This is a genomic window from Streptomyces sp. SCSIO 75703 (assembly GCF_036607905.1).
In the GTDB taxonomy this organism is placed as follows: domain Bacteria; phylum Actinomycetota; class Actinomycetes; order Streptomycetales; family Streptomycetaceae; genus Streptomyces.
Genome location: NZ_CP144555.1, coordinates 1,308,666 through 1,333,995 on the forward strand (window position 1 = coordinate 1,308,666; position 25,330 = coordinate 1,333,995).

The 25,330-nt window shown below is 74.0% G+C and carries 16 protein-coding genes; 8 read left to right on the plus strand and 8 right to left on the minus strand.

The window, feature by feature from the left end:
- Nucleotide 1: 1 nt before the first annotated feature.
- Genes VM636_RS05575 through VM636_RS05585 form a run of 3 tightly spaced genes read right to left on the minus strand, consistent with a single transcriptional unit; the run spans nt 2 to nt 3,257 of the window.
- Entirely contained in the window at nt 2-868 is an 867-nt protein-coding gene (locus VM636_RS05575) for a prephenate dehydrogenase/arogenate dehydrogenase family protein (RefSeq protein WP_030420698.1), read from the minus strand.
- Nucleotides 865-2,955, minus strand: coding sequence for an aminodeoxychorismate synthase component I (gene pabB / locus VM636_RS05580; protein WP_030420697.1), 2,091 nt, complete (start codon nt 2,953-2,955; stop codon nt 865-867). Before pabB ends, VM636_RS05575 begins: the two co-directional genes overlap by 4 nt.
- On the minus strand, nt 2,952-3,257 hold the full coding sequence (locus tag VM636_RS05585) for a chorismate mutase family protein (protein WP_030420696.1): 306 nt from the start codon (nt 3,255-3,257) through the stop codon (nt 2,952-2,954). Before VM636_RS05585 ends, pabB begins: the two co-directional genes overlap by 4 nt.
- A gap of 250 nt (nt 3,258-3,507) precedes the next feature.
- Between VM636_RS05585 and VM636_RS05590 the strand changes: the two genes are divergently transcribed.
- A complete protein-coding gene (locus VM636_RS05590) occupies nt 3,508-7,398 on the plus strand; it encodes an amino acid adenylation domain-containing protein (RefSeq protein ID WP_234312607.1) in 3,891 nt (1,296 codons plus the stop codon).
- Between the two features lie 21 nt (nt 7,399-7,419).
- Nucleotides 7,420-7,644, plus strand: coding sequence for a tautomerase family protein (locus tag VM636_RS05595; protein ID WP_030420694.1), 225 nt, complete (start codon nt 7,420-7,422; stop codon nt 7,642-7,644).
- Nucleotides 7,645-7,672: 28 nt separating this feature from the next.
- Here the strand turns inward: VM636_RS05595 and VM636_RS05600 are convergent, their stop codons facing one another.
- From VM636_RS05600 to hemE, 4 genes are all read right to left on the minus strand, one after another.
- Nucleotides 7,673-12,556, minus strand: a complete 4,884-nt coding sequence (locus VM636_RS05600; RefSeq protein ID WP_338483663.1) for a DNA repair ATPase — start codon at nt 12,554-12,556, stop codon at nt 7,673-7,675.
- A 207-nt stretch (nt 12,557-12,763) separates the two neighbouring features.
- Nucleotides 12,764-14,869, minus strand: a complete 2,106-nt coding sequence (locus tag VM636_RS05605; protein WP_078855971.1) for a hypothetical protein — start codon at nt 14,867-14,869, stop codon at nt 12,764-12,766.
- Between the two features lie 196 nt (nt 14,870-15,065).
- Nucleotides 15,066-15,518: a hypothetical protein gene (locus VM636_RS05610; protein ID WP_199809394.1), complete on the minus strand. Its 453-nt coding sequence runs from the start codon at nt 15,516-15,518 to the stop codon at nt 15,066-15,068.
- Between the two features lie 291 nt (nt 15,519-15,809).
- On the minus strand, nt 15,810-16,877 hold the full coding sequence (gene hemE, locus VM636_RS05615) for a uroporphyrinogen decarboxylase (RefSeq protein ID WP_030420690.1): 1,068 nt from the start codon (nt 16,875-16,877) through the stop codon (nt 15,810-15,812).
- Between the two features lie 181 nt (nt 16,878-17,058).
- On the opposite strand from hemE, the gene VM636_RS05620 reads away from it, so the two are divergent.
- Both VM636_RS05620 and VM636_RS05625 read left to right on the plus strand, forming a co-directional pair.
- Nucleotides 17,059-17,736, plus strand: a complete 678-nt coding sequence (locus VM636_RS05620) for a DUF3000 domain-containing protein (protein WP_078855970.1) — start codon at nt 17,059-17,061, stop codon at nt 17,734-17,736.
- 541 nt (nt 17,737-18,277) lie between these two features.
- On the plus strand, nt 18,278-18,940 hold the full coding sequence (locus VM636_RS05625) for a response regulator transcription factor (RefSeq protein ID WP_030420688.1): 663 nt from the start codon (nt 18,278-18,280) through the stop codon (nt 18,938-18,940).
- 191 nt (nt 18,941-19,131) lie between these two features.
- On the opposite strand, the gene VM636_RS05630 is transcribed toward VM636_RS05625, so the two are convergent.
- Nucleotides 19,132-19,641 (minus strand): N-acetyltransferase, encoded by a 510-nt coding sequence (locus tag VM636_RS05630; RefSeq protein WP_030420687.1) that lies wholly within the window; start codon nt 19,639-19,641, stop codon nt 19,132-19,134.
- A gap of 176 nt (nt 19,642-19,817) precedes the next feature.
- Between VM636_RS05630 and VM636_RS05635 the strand changes: the two genes are divergently transcribed.
- The 4 genes from VM636_RS05635 (at nt 19,818) to VM636_RS05650 (ending at nt 25,322) form a co-directional block, all read left to right on the plus strand.
- Nucleotides 19,818-21,107 carry a ribonuclease D gene (locus VM636_RS05635; protein ID WP_030420686.1) on the plus strand — a complete coding sequence of 430 codons (1,290 nt, stop codon included), beginning with the start codon at nt 19,818-19,820 and terminating at the stop codon, nt 21,105-21,107.
- A 406-nt stretch (nt 21,108-21,513) separates the two neighbouring features.
- On the plus strand, nt 21,514-22,731 hold the full coding sequence (locus VM636_RS05640) for an acetyl-CoA C-acyltransferase (RefSeq protein WP_053913775.1): 1,218 nt from the start codon (nt 21,514-21,516) through the stop codon (nt 22,729-22,731).
- Nucleotides 22,728-24,857 (plus strand): 3-hydroxyacyl-CoA dehydrogenase NAD-binding domain-containing protein, encoded by a 2,130-nt coding sequence (locus VM636_RS05645; protein WP_053913774.1) that lies wholly within the window; start codon nt 22,728-22,730, stop codon nt 24,855-24,857. Before VM636_RS05640 ends, VM636_RS05645 begins: the two co-directional genes overlap by 4 nt.
- A gap of 90 nt (nt 24,858-24,947) precedes the next feature.
- Nucleotides 24,948-25,322 carry a hypothetical protein gene (locus tag VM636_RS05650; RefSeq protein WP_030420683.1) on the plus strand — a complete coding sequence of 125 codons (375 nt, stop codon included), beginning with the start codon at nt 24,948-24,950 and terminating at the stop codon, nt 25,320-25,322.
- The last annotated feature ends 8 nt before the right edge of the window (nt 25,323-25,330 follow it).

Sequence of the window (25,330 nt, forward strand, 5' to 3'; positions counted from 1 at the left end):
CTCAGACGTGCTGGAAGAGACGGGCGCAGGTGTCCCGGTGGTGGTCGAGGCCGGTTCCGAGTGCGGCGCGGGCGTCGGCCAGCAGCGCGGTGAACGCGGCGGCGTCGCCGGTGGCCTCCGCGAGCCGCCGCAGCGCCTCGTCGAGGGCCGAACGGGCCGCTGCCGCCTCGGGGTTGGCCCCCTGCACGTCCCCGTACACCTCCGGGGAACCGGAGGTGATCCGGGCGAGCAGGGCGAGCAGGGTGTTGGCGGGCGGCGGCGCGAGGGCGGCCACGTCCGCGACGGGCACGTCGAGGGCGCGCAGGGCGAGTCCGAAGCCGAGGACCGCGGCGTGGGGCAGCGCCTGCACGGCCGCGGCGATCCTGTCGTGCTCCCGCGCGCCGACGCGCACGATCCGCGCGCCCCACTCCTCCACGAGGCGCAGCACCTCCCCGGCGCGCGGCCCGTCGTGGCCGACGACGGCCGCGACCGGGCGGCCCTCGAAGCCGAGCGAGGGCGCGAACATGGGGTTGAGGCCGACGGCCTGGACGCCGGGCGCCGCGTCACGGACGGCGCGCGTGATCGGCTGCTTGACGGACAGGGTGTCCACGAGCACGGCGTCGGGGCGCAGTTCGCGCGCCACCTCCGGCACCGCGGCCAGGGCCGCCGTCTCCGGCAGGGCGAGGACGACGAGGTCGGCGTGGCCCACCTCGGCGCCGACCCGGAAGCCGGGTGCGGTGATGTCGCCGCGTACGTACCGCGCGCCGGGGGCGTCGTGGGACGCGGCGGTGTCGATCACGGTCACCTCGGCGCCGGAGGCGAGCAGCCGCCCGGTGAGGAGGCGTCCGACCGCGCCGGCCCCGCCGACGACCGCCGCCCGCCTGATCACGACGTGCTCCGCGAGCGCTCCGGCGCCGCGTTGCGGTCGAGGGCCGTGCGCAGCACCGCCGTCACCATGGCCCGCGACTTGACGACGGTCTCCTCGAACTCCTCGGCGGGGTCGGACAGGGAGACGATCGCGCCGCCGACGCCGAAGTCGACCCGGTCCTCGGTGGCGACCAGCGTGCGGATCACGATGCTCAGGTCGGCGGCGCCGCTCAGGGCGAACCAGCCGAGCGCCCCCGAGTAGACGCCGCGCGGGCCCTCTTCGAGCCGGTCGATGATCTCCATCGTGCGCAGCTTGGGCGCCCCGGTCATCGATCCGCCGGGGAAGGCGGCGCGGACGCAGGAGACCGCCGACTCGCCGTGGCGCAGGGTGCCGCGGATGGTGGACACCAACTGGTGCACGGGCGCGTACGTCTCCACGTGGAACAGCCGTGGCACGTGCACCGACCCGACCTCGGACACCACGTTGAGGTCGTTGCGGATCAGGTCCACGATCATCAGGTTCTCGGCGCGGTCCTTCTCCCGCCCGAGCAGGTCCCGCCGCAGCGCCTCGTCCTCCTCGGGCGTGGCGCCACGCGGGCGGGTGCCCTTGATCGGCCGGGACTCGGCGACCCGGTCGGTGCCTATGGTCAGGAACCGCTCGGGGGAGGCGCTGAGCACCGCGATCCCGGGGTAGTCGAGCAGCGCGCCGTAGGGGACGGGGCTGATCCTGCGCAGTTCGGCGTACGTGGTCAGCGGGTCGATCGCGACGTCCATGGTGACCGTGTTGGTCAGGCACACCTCGTACGTCTCGCCCTGCCGGATCTCCTCCAGGCTCTCGGCGATCCGCGCGAGGTACGCCTCCTCGTCGTGCCGCGGGTGGGTCACGGGCACGGCCTCGGGCGCGGTCATGCCCCCGCACAGCGCGGCCGGCGCGTCCCCATCCCGTGTCGCGCCGCTCGCCGCGGGCAGGGCGCGCAGGCGCCGTTCCGTCTCGTCGAGCCAGCGCCCGGCCTCCGCGGTGTCGCCGTCGAGGGAGAGCGCGAGCAGGTGGCTGACGCCCTCGGCGTGGTCGACGGCGAGCATCCGGTCCGCGAAGAGCAGGGCGGCGTCGGGGGTCTCGGCCTTGTGCACGGCCTGCGCGCCGGCCTCGGCCTTCAGTTCGTAGCCGAGGTAGCCGACGTAGCCGAGGTTGAACTCGAAGGGCAGGCCCGGTGGTACGGGCACCCGGCGCAGGGCGAGCTGCTCGTCGAGGTACTCGAAGAAGTTCTGTTCGACGATCTCCTCCGTGCCGCCGGAGCGCACGGTGACGAAGCCGTCGGAGACCCGGTAGTCGACGTACTCGGCGAGCGGACCGCCGCCGTCGCCCAGGAAGGAGAAGCGGGACAGGCCGTCGATGACGGCACCGCTGTCCAGCCAGAACCCGTGCTCCCCGGCGGCGAACAGCTCCCGGTAGGCGGCCTCGGTGTCGGGTTCCACCGCCACGGTGCGCACGTGCACGGTGTAGGCGCGAGGCCGGCGGCCGTCCTTCGCCCCCGCGTGGGCCAGCGCCAGGTCACGGAAGTTGGCGAGGAGTTCGCGGCCGTACTCGCTGCTGATGGACTCCGGGTGGAACTGGACGCCCCACACCGGCAGCGAGGTGTGCCGCACGCCCATGACCACGCCGTCCTCGGTCCAGGCGATGGCCTCCAGTTCGTCGGGGAGCCGGGTCGCGGCCAGGGAGTGGTAGCGCACGACGTCGTAGGGGCTCGGCAGGTCCTTGAAGACGTCGACGCCGGTGTGGCGCACGGCGGAGACACGGCCGTGCATGGGCTGCGGGGCGAGCCCCACCTCGCCGCCGAACAGGTGCGCGATGCCCTGGTGGCCGAGGCACACGCCGAGCACCGGCAGACCGCTCTCCAGGACGGCGCGGGCGCTGATGCCGAAGTCCCGTTCCCGGCCCGGGTGTCCGGGGCCCGGCGAGACGACGATCGCGTCGTACGCGGTGAGGTCCAGTGTGTCCCAGTCGGCGCCGTTCCTGACGACGACCGGCGGCAGGCCGTTCACCTCGCCGAGAAGCTGGTAGAGGTTGTAGGTGAACGAGTCGTAGTTGTCTATGAGCAGTGTTCTCATGCCGGGCGCCCCGCGATCACGACGTCCTCGACGCGGCACGTCTCGGCGATGACCAGGTCGTAGAGGGCGCGCAGGAACTCCTGGCTGATGCCGTGCTCCGCGCCGTAGCGCGCGGCCCTCTCCTGCACGACGCCGATGCGCTGCGGCTGCATCATCGGCACGCCGTGCTCACGCTTGAAGTGGCCGATCTCGACGCACTTCTCGATGCGGGAACGCAGGGTTTCGAGGAATTGCCTGTCGATCGCGTCGAGTTCCGCGCGCAGGTCTTCGATGGTTGCTTCGGAATGTGAATTCTGTTGCATGAGAATGCCCTCCCCCATTGACGCAGTGAATTGTGCAGGTCCGCGGGGTGCGGTGGCCACCCGTTCGATAGCTCGGGTCCCCGCACTGCACACAGTGCGGGGATACATAACACCCGAACCGGGACATAGGCCCCATTCCGTCGTGGCGGGCACACCGGGAACCGGCCCTTGCCAAGATCTGCGGTCCGAACCCATAGTTTCTTTCGCCCGAGGCGGCGAAACGGCACCGGATGGGGGAGAAATGAATACGGTGAACCACACCGGGAGAACCGGAACCGAATCGGCCGGAAGCGCGGAATCCGCCGGCGTCGGCGATCTGACCGGACTGCTCGGCATCCAGGTGCGGACCCGGCCCGACGCCGTCGCGGTCGTCCACGGCGACGACACCCTGACGTTCCGCGAACTGGCCGAGGCGGCCCACTACCAGGCGCTCCACCTGCGCACTCTCGGGGTCGGCAAGGACACCTGCGTCGGCCTGTTCACCGGTGCGGGGCTACGGCAGGCGATCGGGGTCTGGGGTGTCCTGCGCTCGGGCGGCGCCTATCTGCCCCTGTCACCGGATTATCCGGACGACCGCGTACGCACCATGATCGAGGATTCCGGAATCACCGTCCTGCACACCGAGGAGAAACTGCTCGACCGGGCCCGGGAACTCGCGGGAAACGGGGTCCGCCTCGTCACGGAAAAGGATGCGGAGGAATTCCGGAAGAACCTCGACGAGAACACGCGGAACATTCCGCTTCCGCCACCGGATCCGGACGGCCTGGCCTATGTCATCTACACCTCGGGAAGCACCGGAAGCCCCAAGGGCGTGATGATCGAGCACCGCGCCGTCGTCCATCAGATGAGGTGGCTGAAGAGCGCGTTCGGCATCGGCCCCGGGAAAGTCGTCCTGCAGAAGACCCCCCTCAGTTTCGACGCGGCGCAATGGGAATTCCTGGCCCCCGCGTGCGGCGCCGGAACAGTACTGGCCCCGGCCGGCGCGCACCGCGACCCGGGCCGCGTCATCGACGAGATCGTGACGCACTCGGTGACCACGCTGCAATGCGTCCCGACTCTTCTCGCCGCCCTGCTCGACCACCCGGACGTGCGCCGCTGCACTTCTCTGCGGCAGATGTTCAGCGGCGGCGAGAGCCTGTCCCGGAAACTGGCCCTGCACTGCGCCCGGACCCTGCCGCACTGCACCCTGGTCAACCTCTACGGACCCACCGAATGCACCATCAACACCTGCGCGCACACCGTCGACCCCGCTGCCCTCTCCCTCCCGGACGGCCCGCGGTCGGTGCCCATCGGCCGCCCCGTACCGGGCCTGCGCCACCACGTCCTGGACGACCGGGGCCGCCCGGTCCCGCCTGGCGAGACCGGGGAACTGCACATCAGCGGCGTACAGTTGGCCCGCGGCTACCTGCACCGCCCGGACGCGACGGCGGAGCGCTTCGTCCCCTCGCCGCACCCCGCGCCGCACGACCGGCTCTACCGCACCGGCGACCTGGCCCACTGGAACACCGACGGCACCCTGCAGTTCACGGGCCGCGCCGACAACCAGGTCAAACTGCGCGGCCACCGCATCGAACTGGACGAGATACGCCTGGCGATCGAGGCACACACCTGGGTCAAGAACGCGGCCGTCCTGGTCCGCGACGACCCCCGCACCGGATTCCGGCACCTCGTCGCCTGCCTCGAACTCAGCCCGCGCGAGGCCGCGCTCATGGACCAGGGCACCTTCGGCGAGCACCACCTCTCGAAGGACTCCCGGCTCCAGGTCCGGGCACAACTGGCGGCGCCCGGCGTCCGCGACGACCTCGAAGGGGCCCGGTCCGTGGCCCTGCCCGGCGCCGAGGCCACACCCGCACAGCGCCGCCGTGCCTTCGCCCGCAAGACCTACCGCTTCTACGAGGGAGGGGCGCCCACCGAGCGGGACGTCCTCGCCGCGCTCTCCCGCGAGGTGCCACCGGCCCCGCCGCGCCCGCCCGGCCGGCTCACGCTCACCGAACTCGGCGCCATCCTACGGAACTTCGGCCCGCACACCAGCGCCGAACGCCTGCTGCCCAAGTACGCCTACGCGTCTCCCGGATCGCTGTACGCCACCCAGCTCCACGCCGAGGTCACGGGCGGCCTGCCCGGCCTCGCCCCCGGCCTGTACTACTACCACCCGCTGCGCCACCGGCTGGTCCTCGTCCGCCCGGACCGGGACACGGGCGCGGCACCCGGCGTCACCTTCCACCTCGTGGGCCGCCGGTCCGCCATCGAACCGGTCTACAAGACCAACGTCCAGGAGGTCCTGGAGATCGAGGCCGGTCACCTGCTCGGCCTCTTCGACGAGGTCCTGCCCGCGTACGGTCTGGGCCTGCGGACGCTGCCCCACGACCCGCGGGCCCGCGACCGGTGCGGCGGCGCCGGCGACGACCCCTTCCTCGGCTCCTACGCCCTGGTCCCCGCGGAACCCGGCGCCCGCCCCGAGTGGCGCGACCGCGTGGACGTCCACGTCCAGATCCACCCCGGCAGCGGGACGGGGCTGCGCCCTGGCCAGTACCGCCACCGCGCCGGGCGCCTGGAGCGGATCGCGGACGAGCTGGTGCTGAGACGGCACGTCATCGCCATCAACCAGCAGGTCTACCGGCGGGCGTCCCTCGGCGTCACCTTCACCGCCCACACCCCCGGGGACGAACCGGGCTACGTGAACCTCGGCCGGGCCCTCCAGCACCTCCAGCACAACACGGCGGGCCTCGGCTTCATGCCGGCCGGCTACAGCTCGCGCTCGGGCCGCGACCTGCCCGCCGCCCGTCGCATGACCGGCCTGCTCGAAGGTCTCGGCCTGCCCACCGGTCCCCTGTACTTCTGCGTCGGCGGCCGGGTGAGCGACGACCAGATCGCGCACGAGGGCATGGCCGAGGACACCGTCCACATGAAGGGCCCGGCCGAGCTGGTCAAGGAGGACCTGGCCGCCCGGCTGCCGGAGTTCATGGTCCCGAACCGGCTCCTGGTCCTGGAGCGGCTCCCGCACACCGCCAACGGCAAGCTGGACGTCCGGGCCCTCACCGCACTCGCGGACACCGCGGTGGCCCAGGACGCCCGGCCCGTCGTACCGCCCCGCACCCACACCGAGACCCGCCTGTGCGCGCTGTGGCAGGCGGCCCTGCACCGCGACACGGTCTCCGTCCGGGACGACTTCTTCGAGTGCGGCGGCAACTCCCTGGTCGCGGTGTCCCTGGTGCACCGGATCAACCGGGAGTTCGGCTGTTCCCTGCCGCTTCAGGTGCTGTTCACCGCACCCACGGTGGAGCGCCTGGCCGCACGCATCGCCGACACGGCCCCGCCGCCCCGGCTGGTGCCCCTCGCCCGGGGCCACCGGGCCGCGTCCCCGGGGCGGGGCGGCACCGGGGAGCGGCCCGTCCTGTGCTGGCCGGGCCTCGGCGGCTACGCCATGAACCTGCGGCCGCTCGCCTCCCGGCTGGCCGAGGCCCCGGGCTCCCGCCCCCTGTACGGGGTCCAGGCGTACGGCCTCAACCAGGGCGAGATCCCCCACGACGGCCTGGAGGAGATGGCCGCGGCCGACGTGCGCGCCCTGCGCCGGGTGCAGCCGGAGGGCCCGTACACGCTGTGGGGGTACTCCTTCGGCGCGCGGGTCGCCTTCGCCGCCGCCCGCCTGCTGGAGCGGGCGGGCGAGGAGGTGGACCGCCTGGTCCTCCTCGCGCCCGGGTCACCGAGGCTGCCGGGCCCGCCGTCCTGGACGGCCGCGGGGGCCGACTTCGGCGACCGGACGTTCCGCACGGTCCTCTACTCCGTCTTCGCCGGCCGCACCGACGGCCCCCTGCTCGACGCCTGTCTGCGCGAGGGCACCGACGAGGAGGGCTTCACGCGGTTCGTGCTGCGCCACTTCCCCGGCCTCGCCCCCGCCACCGTCCGCCGCGTCGTCCGCGTCGCCTGCCGCACGTACGGCTGGACGCCGGCGCCGGGGCCCGTCGCGGCCCCGGTCACCGTCCTGGCGGCCCGCGGCGACGAGGAGTCCTTCGTCGAACGCGACCCGGCCCTCGTGGCCGGCCCGGCCACCGTCGTCCGCCTGGACACCGACCACTACGGGCTCCTGCGGGACCCGGGGGTCGACGAACTCGCCCATGTCCTGCGCCACTCACTCGACTGACACCCCAGAAGGAGCAGCACCGTGCCCCACGTGACCGTCAAGCACTTCCCCGCCCCGCTCGACGACGAGCGCCGCGCCCGCCTCGCCGCCCGCATCACGGAGGCCCTCCGGGAGGCCTTCGGCGTCGACGACGGCAGCGTGTCGATCGCGCTGCTGCCCGTCGCGCCCGACCGGTGGGACGCCGAGGTCTACCGGCCGGAGATCGCGGACCGCCGCGACCACCTGCTGAAGGCGCCGACGTACTGAGCCGCGCCCGCAGGCCGCGGACCGGGCCTCACGCTTCCCCCGGCCCCGGGCACACCGGGACCGGAGGCACCGGCGTGACCGGGCGGGCCATCAGGCGGCGCGGGTCGGCGGCGCGGTCGATGGCCTGCTCGACGGCGGCCATGCGGTCGGCGAGCAGGGTCAGCGCGGCGACCGCCCGGGTCAGCCGGTCCTCGTCGGCGCCGCCGAGGGCCTGGCCGCGGACGTAGGCGGCCTTGACCTCGGCCCAGCGCGCGGCCCGCTCCGGGCTGAGGGCGTGCCGCAGTTCGGCCAGTTTGAGCAGGCCGGCCTCGGCTCCGCCGGTGAGGGTCTGGGCCTCGGCGGCGTAGTGGTCGTCGACGACGGCGGACAGTTCGGCGGCGTTCATGACCGGCCGGACACGCTGGGCGATCTTGTTCATGTTGCGGTACGAGCCCTGGAGGCCGAAGGGCGGCTCGGTGCGGCTGCCGTCGGTCCGGGCGGCGGAGGCGAGGTAGGCCGCGTTGACCGCGAGGACCGTCTCCCGGGCGGCGAGCAGGTGGCGCAGGACCGCGAGGATCTCCTCCAGTTCGGCCGGCGGGTACGGGTGGGTGAGCCGGTCGGACCGGGCCGCGGGGTCGCCGCCGGCCAGCCGGATCAGCAGTTCCAGGTCGGCGCGGTCGCGGCCGGCCAGCGGGGCGAGCACCGGGTTGGCGGTGAGCGCGTTCTCGACGAAGCTCAGCGCGAACGCCTCCTCCTTGCCGGTGAGGACGTCGCCGAGGTTCCACACGTCGGCCCGGTTGGCGAGCATGTCGGGGACCCGGAAGCGGGTGCCGGACTCGGTGTAGGGGTTGCCGGCCATGCACACCGCGAAGCGCTTGCCACGCAGGTCGTGGCTGTGCGGCTCACCGTCGCGGACGCCCTCGATCCGGCGGGTGGCGTCGCACAGCGGGATGAACTTCTGCAGCAGTTCGGGCGAGAGGTGCTGGATGTCGTCGAGGTACAGGAGCGTGTTGTTGCCCGCCTCCAGCGCGAAGTTGATCTTCTCGACCTCGCGGCGGGCCGTCGCGTTCGGGGCCTCCGCCGGGTCGAGCGAGGTCACGACGCGGCCGAGGGCGGGGCCGTCGATCTTCACGAGCAGCAGTCCGAGCCGGTCGGCGACGTACTCCATCAGTGTCGTCTTGCCGTACCCGGGCGGGGAGACGAGGAGCAGCAGGCCGCCGGTGCCGGCGCGGCGGGAGGTGCCGGTGGTGCCGAGCTGCTTGGCGAGGCTGTCGCCGATCAGCGGCAGGTAGACCTCGTCGATCAGGCGGCTGCGCACGAAGGCGGACATGACCCGCGGCCGGTGCTCGTCCAGGCGCAGCCGGGCGCGCTCGGCGGCCACCAGTTCGGTGCGGCGGCGCTGGTAGGCGCGGTGTCCGGGCACGTCGTGGGTGCAAAACCGCCGGGTGCGGGCCAGGAACTCGTCGATCCGGACGGTGAGGGCGCGGCCGGTCAGCCGCGGGTGGCTGCCGAGCAGTCCCTCGACGGTCGTGGTCAGCGGCGCCTCGCCGGGGTAGCGGGGCAGGTCCGGGCAGAGTTCGGCGGCGACCGCCTCGGCCAGGTCGCCGGGGTCGAGGTCGGTGCCGGCCGCGCCGGCGTAGGCGGTGAGCCACGCCTCGACGAGCTGGTGGCGGGCCGCCGGGTCGGGCAGCGCGGCCAGGTCCTCGTCGTAGGCGGGTGCGTCCACGGCCTCGCGGAAGGCGTCGAGCAGGGCGCCGGTGGCGGCGGCGAGCACGAACCCCTCGGGGCCGCCGGTGAGTTCCTCGAAGAGGTAGGAGGCGGCGGCGGTCGCGGCGGGGCCGCCGATGGCCTCGGCGAGTTCGGCGCGCAGGTCGTCGGCGCCCGGTGCCCGGCCGAAGGCGGCGCGGGCCCGTTCCAGCGAGCGTGCGCGCCGGGTCCATTCCTCGCGCCGGCCCGGGGTGGTGCCGTGGGCCCAGAAGAGCTGGGCGGCGGCGCGTGCGGCGGGCTCGTGGCGCAGCGGTCCGGCGGCGTCGTACAGGGCGAGCAGGGCGCGCAGGATCAGCACGGCGTCGTGGTCGTGGACGCCCCGTTCGTACCCCTCGTCGTACGCGGCCTGCGCGGTCCGGGCGACCAGGTCGGGCAGGTCGGCCGCGGCCAGGGCGCGCGGACCGTGTTCGTCCAGGAGCCGGGCGGCGAGGTGTTCGGCGCGGTAGACCTCGGGTGACTCGGAGGGCAGGGGCCGGTCCCAGTAGGGGCGGGTGGCGGCGAAGCCGGGGTCGGTGACCGGGCGGCGGTAGTCGGTGCCGCCGAGCGCGAAGGCGAGGCCGTCGCCGTCCGGGACCAGGCCCAGGTCGAGCGGCTGGGTGTTGACGGCGAAGCTGTGGTCCCCGAGCCGCAGGGCGCGGCCGTCGTCGGCGTACAGGTCGGCGCGGTCGCGCAGGGCGCGCAGCGCCTCCTGGCGGGCGGCCTCCAGGCGGCCGTCGATCTCCTCGGCGCGGACCGTGTCGCCCTCGGCGCGCAGGTCCCCGGCGATGCGGCGGACCTTGCCGGGCATCGGGTCGGAGGTGAAGTAGGCGGTGACGGCGTCCGCGTCGGGCAGGGCGGCGGCCCGGCGGGTCACGGTGGCGAGGACGCGGGCGGCGGAGTCGGCGAGGCGTTCGGCGCGGCGGGCCCGCGCGTCGGCGAGGGTCTGCTTGCGGGCGGAGAACGCCTCCTGCACCTCGTCGCGCTTGTCGGCGAGCCGGTCGAGGAAGTCGTCGAACTCGCCGAACCGCGACTCCAGGTTCTCCACCTGGACGAGGACGCGGGCCAGTTGTCCGTCGCACTCCTCGGGGCTGTCGGCCGCCGCGAGGGCGCCGGTCACGGACTGGCCGAGCAGCGCGAACTCGGCGGTGAAAGCGGCTCGTTCCTCGTGGTCGAGGAGTTCGCGGCGCCGGTTGTCGAGGGTGGCGCGGACCCGGTTGACCCCGCCGAGGACGGTGGCGATGCGCTCCAGTACGGCGGTGCGGACGGTGGCGTCGCCGAATTCCAGGCCGGCGACGACCTCGGTGACCGTGCGCAGCCGGTCGCCCAGTTCCTCCAGGCGGGCGGCGACGGGCTCGGCCTCGGCGACGGTGGTGACGGCCCCGGCGGCGTCGAGCAGTTCCCCGACGTCGGCGTGGTGTCCGGCGAACGCCTCGTCGCGGGCCAGGTGGGTGACGGCCCGGCGGCCGAAGGAGGCGAGGTCGGCCTCGGCGCCCTCGGCCAGTTCCTCCAGCCGCTCGGCGTCGAGGTGGCGCAGGTCCTTCAGGGTGAGCAACTGTCCCTGCGCCCGCCGCAGTTCGGTCAGTCCGTCGACCCAGGCGGCGGCGTCGCGGGGACTCTCGCCGCGCAGCCGGCGCACCACGGCGTCGAGGCGTTCGGCGGCCTCGTCCAGCCGCTCGGCGGCGTGCCGGGTCAGCTCCTGCACGGTGCGGAACTCGGCCAGCACCTGTTCGGCGGTGGCCCGTACCTCGGCCAACGGCTCGTGCAGGGAGCCGAGTTCCGCGTCGTCGAGCCAGTGGCAGGAGTCGGCGAGGCGCACGCAGGAGGCGGCCAGCTCCTCGTACACCTCGCTGGTGGGGGTGGTCTCGGTGACGGCGCGGGTGATGGAGAGGCAGTCGGAGATGCCGCGGACGAGGTCGGCGTTGCCGACGCGGGCGAGCGCTCCGCTTCCGGTGGGCAGGGCGGCGGCGTGGGTGTCGGAGAGGTAGGGTGACTCCCAGAGCTGGAGGGTGTGCACGCGGGCCGGTTCGTCACCGGAGCGGAGCACCGCCAGGGTGCCGTCGTCGAAGAGCGCCCAGGCCGTGCAGGAGAGCGGGGTGGCGATCTCCTTGCGGAGCATGTTGTACGGCAGCAGCAGGCTCCGGCCGCTCGCCGGCGCGTGGAAGGCGAAGAGCGTGTCCTCGCCGTTGGGCGAGCGCACCGCCCGCTCGAACTCCAGCCCGTCGGTGTCGACGGAGTCGAAGAGCTTGTGCGGGCCGGCGGAGAGGCAGTAGCCGCCGGGGAAGACGATGCCCTGGTCCTCGGGGAGCCGCCTGCACGCCTGCCCGATGCCGTCGAGGCGGAGCACGGTACCGGTCAGGGTGTTGTGCACCAGGTACCGGTCGGCGTCCTCCTTGTACGGGCGTACGCGCAGCAGGATCAGCGCGCCGACCCGGGCGTGGGCGATGTCCGCGTCGGCGAGCGACTGGAGGGGTTCGGCGACCGGCTCGCTGTGGATGCCGTCCGGGGTCTCGGTGTCGTTCTCCCGTTTGACGGTGAGGCTGCCGCCGACGGTGGTGACGAAGAGGCCGCCGCCCACGGAGACGTGCGGGTGCCGGCCGAGGACGTGGTCCTCGCGGGTGGTCTCGGTCCAGGGGAAGTCGTGGGCGGGCGGCAGGACGTGGTCGCGTTCGCCGCGGGCGTCGAGGAAGGCGGCCCGGCCGTCGTCCGTCACCTCCCAGCGCAGGACGCGGATGTCGTCGGTCTTCTCGCCGGTCTGGAAGACGGCGAGCAGCCGGTCCTCGACGCGGCGCAGCCGCAGCAGGCGGGCCTGCCGGTAGTAGCGGTGCAGGGCGGTGAACTCGTGCACGAAAGCGGGGTCGTCGAGCAGCCCGGGGACGGTGTCCGCCGGGAGCGGGTTCAGTTCACGGTCGTACAGCGTGAAGACGTCCCCGACGGCGGTGCCGGCGCCCCGGCCCGGTGTGGTGTTGTGGCCGAGCAGGAGCGTGTCGGCGACGGCCACGGTGTCGCGGGGCACGCCGGGCTGCGCGGTGTGCAGCCGTTCGGTGCCGGCGAGCCCGAGCCGCAGCGACCCGAACTCCTCGACCCGCCGGGCGTCGAGCGCCTCGGCCCGCCGGGCCAGTTCGGCGGCCTGCGCGGCCAGCCGGTCACGCAGCACCTCGTACGTACCGGCATCGAGACCGGTGGTCATGGCACACCTCTCAGTCAGTCATGGGGGCCGGCCGCGGGGGCCGGGGTGGGGGCCTCGCCGGGGCCGGGCCGACGCGCCGTCACGCCCCGTGAAGGCCCCCGCCGGGCGGGGGCGGACGAGCGCGGGCACCAGCCCGCCGCCGTACCGCCCACCGTCGCTCCCGGCCGGGCCGGGGCCGCGTCCCCGCACCGGCCCGCCGGAGCTCCGTCAGCCCGCTCCCCCGCCGGCGGGCGCCCCGTGGCCGTTGGCGTGGGGGGCCGGGGCGAGTTCCGTGCCCTCGCCGGAGAGGACGGGACCGGCGACCGCCGACAGGGGCAGGTCACCGAGGCCCAGTTCGGCGGCCTTGTCCAGCAGTTGGCGAAGCCCCCCGGAGTGCGGGCCCCCGTCGCGCACGAGCCGGAGCAGCAGCGCGGAGACGGTCAGGTTCTGCACGTCGGCCGTGGACACCGACCCGAGGACACGGGTGAGGTCGTCGGTGAAGCTCGACGAGCCGTCCAGCCAGGGACGCGCCAGGGCCTGCGCGGTCTCGGAGTTGCCGACGAAGCCGTCGAGGGACTTGCCGAGCGAGATCGAGGACATGAGCCGGTCGAAGAAGACGGACTCCCCGCCGACGATGTCGATGTCGGCGTTCTCCAGACCGGTGGCGAGCACGGTGGCCTGGGCCTCGGCGATCTGCCGCTGGGCGTCCAGCCCGGCCATGCGGATCTCCTTCTCCGCCTCCAGCCGCAGCCGGTACTCCTCGTGGGTGCGGGACGCCTCGTCGAGGGCGGCCATCGCCGCGGCCTTCGCGGTCAGGCCCTCCGCCTCCGCCTTCAGCTTGCCGCCGATGCTCTCCGCCTCGGCCAGCGCACGGGCCCGCGCGCCCTCGGCCTCGGCCCGCAGCCGCGCCTCGGTGGCCTCGGCCTCCGCACGGCCGGCCTTCTCGATGACCTCGGCCTCCTTCTCCCGGACCTGGACGGCGGCCAGCCCCTCGGCGGCCCGCTCCGCCTGGATGCCCTCGGCGAGCCGCAGCTTGGCCCGCGCGTCGAGGTCGGCGCTCTTCAGCCGGGCCTCGGCCAGGGAGAGTTCCTCGGCGGCGCGGTGGACGGCGGCCTGTTCGGCGGCCTCGGCGGCCTTGATGTCCTTGACCAGCCGCTCCTGCGCCTCCGCCTCGGCCGCGATGATCACCGCCTGGCGGTCGCGCTCCGCCTCCTCGACGGCGCGCAGCCTCTTGATGGACTCCTCCTGCTCGGCCACCGTACGGTCCACGGCCACCCGCTCGCGGACGACCTCGGCGATCTCGCGCCGCTCGGCCTCGACCTCCTTGTCGGCGGCGATCCGGGTGAGCTGGGTCTCCCGCTCCCGGGCGATGACCTCCAGGAGGCGGTCCTTCTCGATGCGCTCGCTCTCGATGGCGATGACCCGCTCGCGGTTCTTCGCGGCGACGGCGACCTCGCGGGCCTGGTTCTCCCGCTGGACCCCCAGTTCCTCCTCCGTCTTCAGGAAGGCGCTCTGCGCCCGCAGCCGCTCCTCCTCGACGACCCGCGCCGTCTCGGCCTCCTCGCGGGCCCGGACGGTCTCGATCTCCCGCTTCTGCTTGATCTCGGCGTCCGTGCGGCGCCGCTCCAGCTCCAGGATGGCCTCCCGGGCGTCGACGTCCTGCCGGGTGATCTCCTTCTCCTCGGTGCGCTGCGCCTCGTTGGTGCGCACGTGCTCCACGGCGGTCAGTTCGGTGATCTTGCGGATGCCCTGGGCGTCGAGGACGTTGGCCGGGTCGAGCTGGGAGAGCGGCGTCTGCTCCAGGTAGTCGATCGCCGCGTCCTCCAGGTGGTAGCCGTTCAGGTCGACGCCGATGACCTCGATGATGCGGAAGCGCAGTTCCTCGCGCTTGGTGTAGAGGTCGGTGAAGTCGAGCTGCTTGCCGACCGTCTTGAGCGCCTCGGAGAACTTGGCGTGGAACAGTTCCTGGAGGGTCTCCCGGTCGCTGGCCCGCGCGGTGCCGACGGCCTGGGCGACCCGGATGACGTCCTCGGCGGTCTTGTTGACCCGGACGAAGAAGGAGATCCGGATGTCGGCGCGGATGTTGTCCTGGCAGATCAGGCCCTCGCGGCCGGCCCGGGTGATCTCGATCGTCTTCACCGAGATGTCCATCACCTCGGCCTTGTGCAGCACCGGCAGCACGACCTGCCCGGTGAAGGACACGTCGACCTTGCGCAGCTTGGAGACGATCAGGGCCTTGCCCTGTTCCACCTTGCGGAAGAGCGCGGACAGCGCGAGGAGGATGAGCAGGCACGCGGCGGCGAGCGCGGCGATGCCCACGGTCATGGTGTTCATGGCATACGTCCTTGCGGCGTGGAAGAAGGGAACGTGCGGTCCGCACGACGCCGGGCGGCGGTGCGGCGTGGGGCACGGCCCGGACGGTCCGCCTCGGGAGGTGCCGGCCCGCGGTACGGCTCGGGCCCGTGGCCCGTGCACCGCGGCTCGGCGCCACCCCGGCGGCACATGCGAGGAGGCCCCTGGGTGGTGCGGCTCAGGTGGCGCGGTCGCGCGAGGTGCGCGGGGCGCGCGCCGCCGGCCGGCGGTCGTCCGGTCCCGCGTCGGCGGCGGGTCCGGACTCGGGTTCGTCGGGGCGCAGTCGATGCAGCGGCCGTACGAAGAGGCAGGTCAGCGGCCAGGCGGCGACCGGGGCCACCGCGGGGGCGGCCAGCCGCAGCAGACCGGCGCCCGGCCCCGGCGGCGCGGTCACGGCCAGCAGGGCCGCCGCGCCGACGCTCGCGGACCAGGCGAGCAGGGTGAGCACGGAGAGGGCGACCGACACGGGCACGCCGCCCAGGCGCCAGGCGCGCAGGTCGATGTCCGTGTCGAAGGTGCCCACGTCGGCCGCGCCCACGGCGACCAGCAGCCAGAAGCACACGACCGCGGCGAGGGCGGTGGTCGGCAGAAGGGTGGGCAGTCCGGTCGCGGCCGTCACCAGCGTGCGCATGTCCCCCACCCCCGTCGTCCGTGCCCGCGCCGCCCGGTCGTCCGGGACCGGCGCGTCCCCCGGGGTCCCGGTGCCGGTCACGTGCCGGGCTCCGGCACCGGGACCATCCGGTGTGCTCCCCGTGGTCCATCCTGCCCCGCGGAAGATCCGTGCGCATTGCAGGGTTCCGGCAGTGTTCGGGGGAACTTCATGCCGGTGCGTGCCAACGGCCCCCGCCCGCACGTGCGGTGGAACGGGAGCGGCGCGCACCCCTCGGCGTACCGCCGGGGTGCGCGCCGCGCGCCGGGTGCGTCAGCGGGCCGTCCGCGTGTGGACGTACTCCACGAGGCGGGTCAGCGCGTCCGCGTCGGTGGTCGGCAGGACGCCGTGGCCGAGGTTGAAGACGTGGCCCTCCAGGCCGGCCGCCGCGTCCAGGATCTCGTCGGTCTTGGCCTCGACGGCCGGGGTCGGCGCGAAGAGGACGGCGGGGTCGAGGTTGCCCTGGAGCGCCTTGCCGGGGCCGACCCGGCGGGCGGCCTCGTCCATCGGGACCCGCCAGTCGACGCCGACGACGTCCGCGCCGGCCTCGCCGAGCAGGCCCAGCAGTTCGCCGGTGCCGACGCCGAAGTGGATGCGGGGCACGCCGAGGCCCTGGACGGCGTCGAAGACCTTGCGGGAGGCGGGCATCACCGAGCGGCGGTAGTCGGCGGGGGAGAGCGCGCCGACCCAGGAGTCGAAGAGCTGGACGGCGCTCGCGCCGGCCTCGATCTGCACCTTGAGGAAGGCGGTGGTGATCTCGGCGAGGCGGTCCAGCAGGTCGGCCCAGAGCTGCGGGTCGCCGTACATGAGCGCCTTGGTGTGCTCGTGGTTGCGGGACGGGCCGCCCTCCACCAGGTAGCTGGCGAGGGTGAACGGGGCGCCCGCGAAGCCGATGAGCGGGGTGGCGCCCAGCTCGCCGGTGAGGATGCCCATCGCCTCGGTGACGTAGGAGACGTCGTCGGGGGTCAGGTCGCGCAGCCGCGCCAGGTCCGCCCGGGAACGGATCGGCTGCTCGACGACCGGGCCGACGCCCGGTTTGATGTCGAGGTCGATGCCGATGGCCTTGAGCGGCACGACGATGTCGCTGAAGTAGATCGCCGCGTCCACGCCGTGCCGGCGCACCGGCTGCAGGGTGATCTCGGCCACCAGGTCGGGACGCATGCACGATTCGAGCATCGGGATGCCCTCACGCACCTTGAGGTACTCCGGCAGTGAGCGTCCGGCCTGCCGCATGAACCACACGGGCGTGTGCGGCACCGGCTCACGCCTGCACGCCTTGAGGAACGCGGAGTCGTACGCGGCGGTCGGCTGGTTGCCCGCAGGGCTCTGGTTCGCACTCACACGGCCCAGTGTCCCATGGTCCGCCCGCGCTCCGGGCCACGGGTGGCTCCGTCACGGTTCGCGGGCGCACACCCGGGAAGGGGCTCCGCCGGGCCGGCCGGCGGCGCGCGATCCGGCCATCGCACTCGAACGGGGGTGTCCCTCCCTGCGCGGGGGCGGCATTCCGCCTAATCTTCCCCGCATGGCTGCGGCTCAGGGACGACTGTCGGACGGCGCTGGCGACATGGACGATCAGAAGGACACCGAGGGGGGTCTCCGGCCTACGGACGGCACGGCGCCGCCACCGTTCGCGGCGGCCGTCGAGGCGTTGCGGGCGGCACGGCTGCGACCGCAGATCGAGGTGGAGACGACACCGGCCCCGCGGCGGCTCGCGCCGTACGCGTACGCCCTGGAGGCGGCGGTCGTCGACGGCGACGAGGACCTGGCCGACGGGCGGCTGGTGCTGCTGCACGATCCGGCCGGGCACGACGCCTGGCACGGCACCTTCCGGCTGGTGACGCTGGTGCGGGCGGAGCTGGAGGCGGAGATGGCCGCGGACCCGCTGCTGCCCGAGGTGTGCTGGTCCTGGCTGACCGGCGCGCTCCAGGCCCGCGGCCTGGCGTACGGCGAGCCCAGCGGCACGGTGACGCGGGCCAGTTCCCACTACTTCGGCGGGCTGTCGGCCCGCCCCTCGGCCTCGCAGATCGAGATCCGGGCGTCCTGGACGCCCCGGGAGGGCCTGGGCGGGGTCCCGGACACGGCCACGCACCTGGCGTCCTGGTGCGATCTGCTGGCGCAGGTCGCGGGGCTGCCGCCGGCCGGTCCCGGGGACGCGTCGGTCGTGACGCTGCCGCAGCGGCGCGGCCCCCAGTCCCGCTGACCCGCCCCTCCCCGCCCGCTCCCTCCCCCACCGGACCCTCCCCGGATTCCGCCCGGTGCCACGGCCCCGGCATCCGGACCCCGGCACCTCGGCACCCCCGTCGCCCGGTCCGGCCCCGACACGACGTCGCGGCCGGACCGGGCGACTCGCGTGTCGGGGACCGGCCGCCTTCCCCCGGGGCCGGCTTCCCCTTCCCTCTCGGGCCTGGCCGCCTTCCCGCGCGCCTCGTCGGCCGCCTCCCCCGCGGCCCGCCGGCCCCTCCCTCACCACGTTCACCGCGCCCAACCCCCGCTTCACCCGTTCGCCGTAGGTCACTTTGTCGATACGGCCACTTTCGACCGCGTTTAGACACCGAGTGAAACCGTTCGATCTTCGAATGATCGACAGCCTGTCCGAATTGCTCGGATTGTTACTCACCAGATCGTGATCATTTTCTAAAGGCGGGCGCGATCGATGCCGAAGACGACTGTGACCTTGAAAGCACGGCTCGCCCCGGCTCCACCCCCACGAGCCGGTCCCGTCCCGCACCCCAGGAGGCCTGGTGTCCGTTCTCCTCGAGCAGCCCGCAAGCCTGGTCGCCTACCGCCCGAACAAGCCGACCGCCATGGTCGTCGTGGCCGACCCGCGCGTCCGTTCCACCGTCACCCGCCATCTGTGGGCGCTCGGTGTGCGCGACGTCATCGAAGCCTCGTCCGTCGCGGAGGCCCGTCCCCGCATCGGCAACCCGCGCGACATCTGCGTCGCCGACGTCCACCTCCCCGACGGCTCGGGTCTGACCCTGCTGTCCGAGACCCGCGCAGCGGGCTGGCCCAACGGGCTGGCCCTCTCCGCCGCCGACGACATCGGCGCCGTGCGCAACGCCCTCGCCGGCGGTGTGAAGGGCTACGTCGTCACCGGCACCCGCACCAACATCGGCCTCCCGAGCCGTCCGGGCGCCGCCCCCATCGGTGCCGCCGCCGCCCGTCTGCACCGCCGCCCGCCGGGCGCCCCGAGTCACCCGGGCGGCTACCGCGAACTCTCCGGCCGCGAGGTCGAGGTGCTGCGGCTGGTGGCCGAGGGCCAGTCCAACAAGGCGATCGGCGTCTCGATGGGCCTGTCCGCGCTGACCGTCAAGAGCCACCTCGCCCGCATCGCCCGCAAGCTCGGCACCGGCGACCGTGCCGGGATGGTCGCGGTGGCCCTGCGCACCGGCATCATCCACTGACCCCGCTCCCCCTTGCCGCCCCCTCCCTCCCCCGCCCCCTCCCCCGGCGCGACCGAGTCCGAGCCCCCGCCCGGTCCGCTCGCCCACCCTCCCGGCGCCCGCCGACGGAACGTTCCGTCGGCGGGCGCCGTCCTGGCCCGCTCCCCCGCGCGCCGGGCCGCCGTACGGGGCGTTCCGGGCCCGCCGGGCCGTCAGACGCCGAAGGCCGGGGCGTAGCGGATGGTGCCGGACGGGACCGGACGCCCCTCGTCCAAGGCGAGCGCCATCAGGGACTCGTCGGGTGCGTCGAAGGGCGCGCGGATGCCGAGGCGGGAGGCCGGGGTGAAGCCGAAGCGCGGGTAGTAGGCGGCGTGGCCGAGGACCACGACGAGGTGTTCGCCCCGCCGGCGGGCGGCGTCCAGGACGGCGCGGACGGCCGCGGAACCGGCGCCGGTGCGCTGCGCCCGGGGCAGCACCGCGCAGGGGGCCAGCGCGAGCGCGGGCCGGCCGCCGACGTGGCAGCGGGTGAGCAGGGCGTGGCCGGCCGGGGTGCCGTCGGGTTCGACGGCGAGCATCGACAGGCCCTCGATCCAGGCCGCCGGGTCGGCGCGCAGGGCGTCGACGAGATCGGCCTCCCCCGGGGTGGGGAAGGCGGCCAGGTTGACGGCGCGGACGGCCTCGGCGTCGGCGGCGGTCTCGGGGCGGGTGGCCCAGGGGGTCATGGCGGTTCCGTTCTCGCTGGTGCGGGCGTGGACGGGGGCGCCGTCCGGACCTCCGGCGCCGCCGGCACGGGCCCCGCGGGGGCGTGCTCCGGCGCCGAGGCCAGTTTTGGCTGGCCACCCTCGTTTCCGAGCGTAGGCGCCCGTCGGGCACCGGTCGGTACGGATACCCTTGACAGGTGACCGACGCCCACGAAACCGCAGCAGACCGTTCACTGCGAACCACCGGAGGCGCCCCTCCGGACGACGCCGGATCTTCTGTGACCGAGGCGCCGATCCCCTTGCTCGACCCGCGTGAGGGCGTGCCGCCGGTGGTCGCGGACGCCGCCGCGCTGGACCGCGTGACCGCCGCCTTCGCCGCCGGGACCGGCCCCGTCGCCGTCGACGCCGAGCGCGCCTCCGGCTACCGCTACGGGCAGCGCGCCTATCTGGTGCAACTGCGCCGCGCCGGGGCCGGTACGGCGCTGATCGACCCGGTGGCCTGCCCCGACCTGTCGGGACTCGGCGAGGCGCTCTCCGGCACCGAGTGGGTGCTGCACGCCGCCACCCAGGACCTGCCCTGCCTCCGTGAGATAGGGATGCTGCCCGCGAGCCTCTTCGACACCGAGCTGGCCGGACGGCTCGCCGGGTTCCCCCGGGTCGGGCTCGGCGCGATGGTGGAGAACGTGCTGGGCTACAGCCTGGAGAAGGGGCACTCGGCCGTCGACTGGTCCACCCGTCCGCTCCCCGAGCCGTGGCTGCGCTACGCGGCCCTCGACGTGGAACTCCTCGTGGACCTGCGGGACGCGCTGGAGAAGGAGCTGGACCGGCAGGGCAAGCTGGAGTGGGCGCGGCAGGAGTTCGACGCGATCGCCTCGGCGCCGCCGCCGGAGCCCCGCAAGGATCCGTGGCGGCGTACGTCCGGCATGCACAAGGTGCGCCGGCGGCGTCAGTTGGCGGTGGTGCGGGAGCTGTGGCAGACCCGCGACCGGATCGCCCAGCGGCGGGACGTCTCCCCCGGCAAGGTGCTCGGTGACGCGGCGATCGTCGAGGCGGCGCTCGCGGTGCCGGCGCACGCGTCCGCGCTGGCCGCGCTGAACGGCTTCGGACGGATGAACCGCCGCCAGCTCGAGCAGTGGCAGGCGGCGGTGGACCGGGTGAAGGGCCTGACGGAGTCCCAGTTGCCGCAGCCCGGTCAGCCGGTGACCGGCCCCCCGCCCCCGCGGGCCTGGGCGGACAAGGACCCGGCCGCCGCGGCGCGGCTCTCGGCGGCCCGTACGGCGGTGTCGGCGCTGGCCGAGCGGCTGTCGATGCCGCAGGAGAACCTGATCTCCCCGGACACGGTGCGCCGGGTCTGCTGGGAGCCGCCGAAGCCGGCGGACGCGGACACCGTGGCGGCGGCCCTCGCCGGGTACGGGGCGCGGCCCTGGCAGGTGGAGCAGGTGACGCCGGTGCTGGTGCCGGCGCTGGCGGCGGACGTGGAGGCGTAGCCGGGCCCGGACGTGCGCGACCGCACGCCCCCCGGGGGTCGCGGGCCACGGGGGCGTCGGCGTACCGGGCCCGTCCCGGGCGGGTCGCGGACCGGCGTGTCGTCCCGCGCGCCGTGCCCGCGCCGCGCCCGGCGTGTCGTCCCTTGGTACGGATTCTCGGCATCTCGGCAGCGTCGATTTCCCGCCAACGTGCCCGGGGCGGGTCCTCCGTACCGGACTCGCGCCCGCGAACCGGCGCCCGCACGGCCGGAGCGGGCGCCCGGGTGCCGCTGCCCGGGTGTGACGTTCACCGCTCCGGGCGGGGGGACTGGGCAGCTACGTTACCCACAAGTAGCATGAGCCTGAGCGCGCGCTCAGCGCATGCGTGCCGCAGCAGTGCCATCCCGCACCCTGGAGGAGAGCCATCGTGCCTCGTACCGTCAGGGACGTCGTCTTCGTCGACGGCGTCCGCACCCCGTTCGGCAAGGCGGGCCCGAAGGGCATCTACCACGAGACCCGCGCCGACGACCTCGTCGTGAAGGCGATCCGGGAGCTGCTGCGCCGCAACCCCGGACTCGACCCGAAGGAGATCGACGAGGTCGCCGTCGCCGCGACCACGCAGATCGGCGACCAGGGTCTGACCATCGGCCGCACCGCCGGCATCCTGGCGGGCCTGCCGACCTCGGTCCCCGGCTACTCCATCGACCGGATGTGCGCGGGCGCGCTGACGGCCGTCACCACGGTGGCCGGCTCCGTCGCCTTCGGCGCCTACGACGTCGCCATCGCGGGCGGTGTCGAGCACATGGGCCGCCACCCGATGGGCGAGGGAGTGGACCCGAACCCGCGGTTCGTCTCCGAGAAGCTGGTCGACGAGTCCGCCCTCTTCATGGGCATGACCGCCGAGAACCTGCACGACCGCTACCCGGACATCACCAAGCAGCGCGCCGACGAGTACGCGGTCCGCTCCCAGGAGAAGGCCGCCAAGGCGTACGCCGACGGCAAGATCCAGGCCGACCTGGTGCCGATCTCGGTGCGCCGCACCACCCCGGAGGGCGGCGAGACCGGCTGGGGCCTGGTCACCGCCGACGAGCCGATGCGCCCGGGGACCACCCTGGAGAACCTCGCCGGGCTCAAGACGCCGTTCCGCGTCCACGGCCGGGTCACCGCGGGCAACGCGGCCGGCCTCAACGACGGCGCCACCGCCTCGCTCATCGCCTCCGAGGACTTCGCCCGCGAGAACGGGCTGCCGGTCAAGATGCGCCTGGTCTCCTACTCCTTCGCCGGCGTGGAGCCCGAGGTCATGGGCTACGGCCCGATCCCGGCCACCGAGAAGGCCCTCGCGCAGGCGGGCCTGTCCATCTCCGACATCGGCCTGTTCGAGATCAACGAGGCGTTCGCCGTCCAGGTCCTCGCCTTCCTGCAGCACTACGGCATCGCCGACGACGACCCGCGCGTCAACCAGTACGGCGGCGCCATCGCCTTCGGCCACCCGCTGGCCTCCTCCGGCGTCCGGCTGATGACCCAGCTCGCCCGCCAGTTCGAGGACCAGCCGCAGGTCCGTTACGGCCTCACCACCATGTGCGTCGGCTTCGGCATGGGCGCCACGGTCATCTGGGAGAACCCGCACTTCGAGGGGGACAAGTGAGCACCACCGCAGAACTGTTGAAGGGCGCGGCCGAGCTGTTCCCGGGCGAGGTCGTCACGCAGGCGCACGTGCGCCACTTCGACCTGCCGCTGGGTGCCGGGCGCTTCGCGCTGATCACCCTGGACAACGGCCACGACCACACGAAGCCGACCACGCTCGGCCCGCAGTCGCTGGCGAACATCGACGCCGCGATCGACCAGGTCGAGAAGGAGGCCGCGGCCGGCGAGATCGTCGGGGCGGGCGTCACCGGCAAGCCGTTCATCTTCGCGGTCGGCGCCGACCTCAAGGGCGTCGAGCTGCTGAAGCGGCACGAGGACGCGCTGGCCATCGGCAAGGGCGGCCACGACGTCTTCAAGCGGCTGGCGAAGCTGGCCGTGCCGACCTTCGCGTACTACAACGGCGCGGCCATGGGCGGCGGGGTCGAGATCGGCCTGCACTGCACCTACCGCACCGTCTCGGCGGCACTGCCCGCCTTCTCGCTGCCCGAGGTCTTCCTCGGCCTGGTCCCGGGCTGGGGCGGCTGCACGCTGCTGCCGAACCTCATCGGCGCGGAGAAGGCCGTCTCGGTGATCATCGAGAACAGCCTCAACCAGAACCGGCAGCTCAAGGGCAAGCAGGTCCACGCGCTCGGCATCGCGGACGCGATCTTCGAGGGGGCGGACTTCCTGGAGCAGTCCCTGACCTGGACCGCGTCCGTGCTCAAGGGCGAGATCGCCGTCGAGCGCCCGGCGATCGACCGCGGCGAGGGCTGGGACCAGGCCGTCGCCAAGGGCCGCGCCCTCGCGGACTCCAAGGTGCACGGCGCCGCCCCGGCCGCCTACCGCGCCCTGGACATCATCGCCGCCGCCAAGGACGGCGACCTCCAGGCCGGCTTCGACGCCGAGGACCAGGCCCTCGCCGACCTCATCATGGGCGGCGAACTCCGGTCCGGCATCTACGCCTTCAACCTGGTGCAGAAGCGCGGCAAGCGCCCCGCCGGCGCCCCGGACAAGAGCCTGGCCCGCCCCGTCACCAAGGTCGGCGTCGTCGGCGCCGGTCTGATGGCGAGCCAGCTCGCGCTGCTCTTCCTGCGCCGCCTGGAGGTGCCGGTCGTGCTGACCGACATCGACCAGGAGCGCGTCGACAAGGGCGTGGGCTACGTCCACGCCGAGATCGACAAGCTGCTCGGCAAGGGCCGGATCGGCCAGGACAAGGCCAACCGGCTCAAGGCCCTGGTCAGCGGCGTGCTGGACAAGGCGGAGGGCTTCGCGGACGCGGACTTCGTCATCGAGGCCGTCTTCGAGGAGATCGGCGTCAAGCAGCAGGTGTTCGCGGAGGTCGAGGCGGTCGCCCCGGCGCACGCGATCCTGGCGACGAACACCTCCTCCCTCTCGGTCTCCGAGATGGCCGCGAAGCTGAAGCACCCCGAGCGGGTCGTCGGCTTCCACTTCTTCAACCCGGTCGCCGTCCTGCCGCTGCTGGAGATCGTGCGCGGCGAGCGGACGGACGATGCCTCGCTCGCCACCGCGTTCGCCGTGGCCAAGAAGCTGAAGAAGACCGCGGTGCTGGTCAAGGACGCCCCGGCGTTCGTCGTCAACCGCATCCTGACCCGCTTCATGGGCGAGATCCAGAACGTCATCGACGAGGGCACCCCCGTCGAGGTGGCGGAGCGGGCGGTCGAGCCGCTCGGCCTGCCGATGTCCCCGCTGGTCCTGCTGGAACTGGTCGGCCCGGCGATCGGCCTGCACGTCTCGGAGACGCTGCACGCGGCCTTCCCGGACCGCTTCACGGTCTCGCCGAACCTCAAGGCGGTCGTCGAGGCCGGCAAGCGCGGCTTCTACGTCTACGACAGCGGCCGTCCCGAGCTGGACCCGGAGGTCGCCGCGCTGCTCGAGCAGGGCGACACCGTCCTGACCGAGGAGCAGGTGCGGGCGCGGGTGCTGGACGCGGTGGCGCGGGAGATCGGGCTCATGCTCGACGAGGGCGTCGTCGCCGAGGCCCAGGACATCGACCTGTGCCTGATCACCGGCGCCGGCTGGCCCTTCCACCTGGGCGGCATCACGCCGTACCTGGACCGCGAGGGGGTCTCCGAGCGGGTCAACGGCAAGCCGTTCCTGGCGCAGGGGGTGGCCTCGGTCCCGGCCTGACGCCGCGCCGCCGCCCCACGTGACGAGGGCCTCCGCAACCGCGGGGGCCCTCTCGCGCGTCCGGGGGCCGGGACGTGCCATTCTGGGCGCATGACCGACGCCGCCGCCCTGCTCGTGATCGTCGACGGCGCCAACGTGGTCGGGTCGGTGCCCGACGGCTGGTGGCGCGACCGGCACGGGGCCGCCGAGCGGCTGCGGGACCGGCTGGCGTCGGACGGGCTGCCGGGGCACTCCGGCCCCGTGGAGATGGTCCTCGTCGTGGAGGGCGCGGCCCGGGGCGTGGAGTCCGTGCCCGGGGTACGGGTGGAGTCCGCGCCGGGCAGCGGCGACGACCTGATCGCCGAGCTGGCCGGCGCCGCCGGGGGGCGGCCGGTCCTGGTCGTGACCGCCGACCGCGAACTGCGCCGCCGGGTCACGGAGTCGGGCGCCGAGGTCACGGGCCCCCGCAGGGTCCGCCCGGACTGACCCGCCGC